We start from the raw sequence: 477 nt of genomic DNA, 5'->3' as shown, positions 1-477 counted from the left end.
TTAATATTCTCTATGTCCCATTATACAAAAAATGAAAAAGTCTTCAATGCGATTTTGTCAAATCATTGATTCGTAATACACTTGAAATGAATTTGACATATTTTTCTAGTCAGCTGACTCTTTCTAAGTGAAACGGCAATCAAATCATTCGCTGAACTAAGAGGGGTCTCGTATAATAGAATTAACGCAAATGAAAGCGCAGAAAGAAGGAATAAAAATGGTCTATCAATCTTTTGAAGGTCAAGAGGCTTTTTTCAATGATTATCAACGAGTAGCAAAAGCAGGTTACCAAGAAGAAGAAGTGATCGATGACGTGCTGGAACAGCTGAATCAGCAATTGACTGCGGACCAGCTAATTTACCGAGTGGAAGCGGAAAAAACGAAAGACGGCGAAGTCTTTCTGTTTCCTTTCAGCAAATTCATGTATACCGAAGATTTGGACGCAGCAATCTCGACAGAATTTCGCTATGATGGTGC

1 protein-coding gene is annotated in these 477 nt (G+C 37.7%); it reads left to right on the top strand.

Annotated elements, in window-relative coordinates; all coding sequences use genetic code 11:
- Positions 1–190 precede the first annotated feature (190 nt).
- The coding region (locus IDG65_RS14200; protein WP_206174208.1) for a DUF5960 family protein at positions 191–477 on the top strand (287 nt) is incomplete at its 3' end.

This window comes from Staphylococcus sp. EG-SA-17, assembly GCF_017151845.1.
Classification (GTDB): Bacteria; Bacillota; Bacilli; order Staphylococcales; family Staphylococcaceae; genus Staphylococcus; species Staphylococcus aureus.
This window is presented reverse-complemented; position numbering and strand designations above follow the sequence as displayed.